The organism is Bradyrhizobium sp. P2_E8 (assembly GCF_056403875.1).
Genome location: NZ_JBFUES010001192.1, coordinates 1 through 2,047 on the forward strand (window position 1 = coordinate 1; position 2,047 = coordinate 2,047).

Annotated in this window: 3 protein-coding genes; all 3 read right to left on the minus strand. The window is 63.8% G+C overall.

Features of this window, described 5'->3' with window-relative positions; translation table 11 throughout:
• Window positions 1-583 (minus strand): ParB/RepB/Spo0J family partition protein (locus AC1D00_RS38445; protein ID WP_477014270.1); only part of this gene is annotated, 583 nt, incomplete at its 3' end.
• A gap of 154 nt (window positions 584-737) precedes the next feature.
• Window positions 738-1,604, minus strand: coding sequence for a ParA family protein (locus tag AC1D00_RS38450; protein ID WP_027543795.1), 867 nt, complete (start codon window positions 1,602-1,604; stop codon window positions 738-740).
• 28 nt (window positions 1,605-1,632) lie between these two features.
• Window positions 1,633-2,047, minus strand: a 415-nt coding sequence (locus AC1D00_RS38455; protein WP_477014271.1) for a 16S rRNA (guanine(527)-N(7))-methyltransferase RsmG, incomplete at its 5' end; no start/stop codon positions are given.

Consider the following 2,047-nt stretch of genomic DNA (forward strand, 5'->3'; position numbering starts at 1 on the left):
GCGCCCGGGCGTGGCCGGCGGTCAGCTCGCCGCTCGTGATCAAGGCCTGCACTTCGGCCGGCAGTTTCGTCAGCCGCATCATGTTGGCGATGTGGCTGCGGCTCTTGCCGACGACCTTTGCGATGTCGTCCTGGCTGCGTTTGAACTCGTTGGCGAGCGCGTGATAGCCCAGCGCCTCTTCCATCGGGTTGAGGTCTTCGCGCTGCACGTTCTCGACGATCGCGAACTCCAGCGCGTCGCTGTCGCTGATGTCGACCGGCACGATCGGCACTTCGTGCAGGCCGGCCATTTGCGACGCGCGCCAGCGCCGTTCGCCGGCGATGATCTCAAAGCGATCCTGCGCACCCTTCACCGGACGCACCACGATCGGCTGGATCACGCCGTGCTGCCTGATCGAATCGCTGAGCTCCTTGAGCTCCGTTTCCGAAAATGCGCGGCGCGGGTTGCGCGGATTGGGCTTGATGAATTCGATCGGCACCTTGCGCTGCGCGCGCGGACGATCGACGTGCTGAGCCTCGCCGCCGACGTCACCGATCAGACTTGCAAGACCCCGGCCCAGTCGCGAACGCGCTTCGTCGGCCATCGCCAGCTCCCTTGGATTCACGGTGCAGCACTCCAGAACTGAATTTCGAATCGTAGGGTGGGTTAGCGAAGCGTAACCCACCCTTGGTTTGTTCGAGGCGGCAGAATTGGTGGGTTGCGCCTTCGGCTAACCCACCCTACGGGCCGATGTTGAATCAATGCGTCGTGCGCAGCTCGCGCTCGCGCTGGATCACTTCGGTGGCGAGTCGCAGATAGGCTTCGCTGCCGACGCATTTGAGATCGTAGACCAGCACCGGCTTGCCGTAGGACGGCGCTTCCGAGATGCGCACGTTGCGCGGGATCATGGTCTTGTAGACCTTCTCGCCCATGAACTGGCGGACGTCGGCGACGACCTGGTTCGAGAGGTTGTTGCGCGAGTCGAACATGGTCAGGACGATGCCGTGGATCGACAGGTTCGGATTGAGCGTCGAGCGCACCTGCTCCACCGTCTGGAGCAATTGCGACAGACCTTCGAGCGCGAAGAACTCGCACTGGAGCGGCACCAGGATCGCGTCGGACGCCGCCATCGCGTTCACCGTCAGGAGGTTGAGCGAGGGCGGGCAGTCGATCAGCACATAGGTGTAGTCGGCATCCGGCGAGACGTTGTTGTTGAGCGCGCCGATCGCATCGCGCAGCTTGAAAGCGCGGCCGGGCGTGGTGCCGAGCTCGAGCTCGAGGCCGGAGAGGTCCATGGTCGAGGGCGCGATGTGCAGCCGCGGCACCGCGGTCGAGACCACGGCTTCGCGCAAGCTCGATTCGCCGATCAGCACGTCGTAGGTCGAACAGGAGCGGTTGCGGCGATCGATGCCGAGGCCGGTCGAGGCGTTGCCCTGCGGATCGAGATCGACGATCAGAACGCGCTCGCCAATCGCAGCGAGTGCCGTGCCGAGGTTGATCGCTGTGGTTGTTTTTCCCACACCGCCCTTTTGATTCGCCAGCGCGAGGATGCGCGGATGGCCCTGCGGGACCACAGCCTGTTCCTGGGCGGTCTGCTCTTGCTGCGGCTCGTCAATCACGCTCATCGCAATTCCCCATTCGCCCCTGAACGTCTCAGCTGCGCCGTTCGGCGGCATCGAGCTCCACGATCCAGCCGTCACCCGTGCGGCTTTGGTGGAGCTGCGGCTGAATATTCCAATATTTAGCGGCCTCGGTCAATTCAGCCTCTACATCTTGACCCTTCGGAAATAGCGCCTTTGCGCCCTGGCGCATCAGCGGCTCCGCAAAGCCGATGAGTTGATGTAGCGGAGCCAGCGCACGCGCGGTGACGCAATCGACGGGGCCGGTGATTCTATCCACATTATCCCCGATCTCAGCGAGATGTACGACTCCCGGAGATGAGGTGATGCGAATCGCTTCGCGCAGGAACGCCGCCTTCTTGGCGATTCGCTCGACGAGATGGACACGCGCGCCCGGTGTCTCCGCCATGGCGCAGGCCAGGACGACGCCCGGAAATCCACCGCCGCTG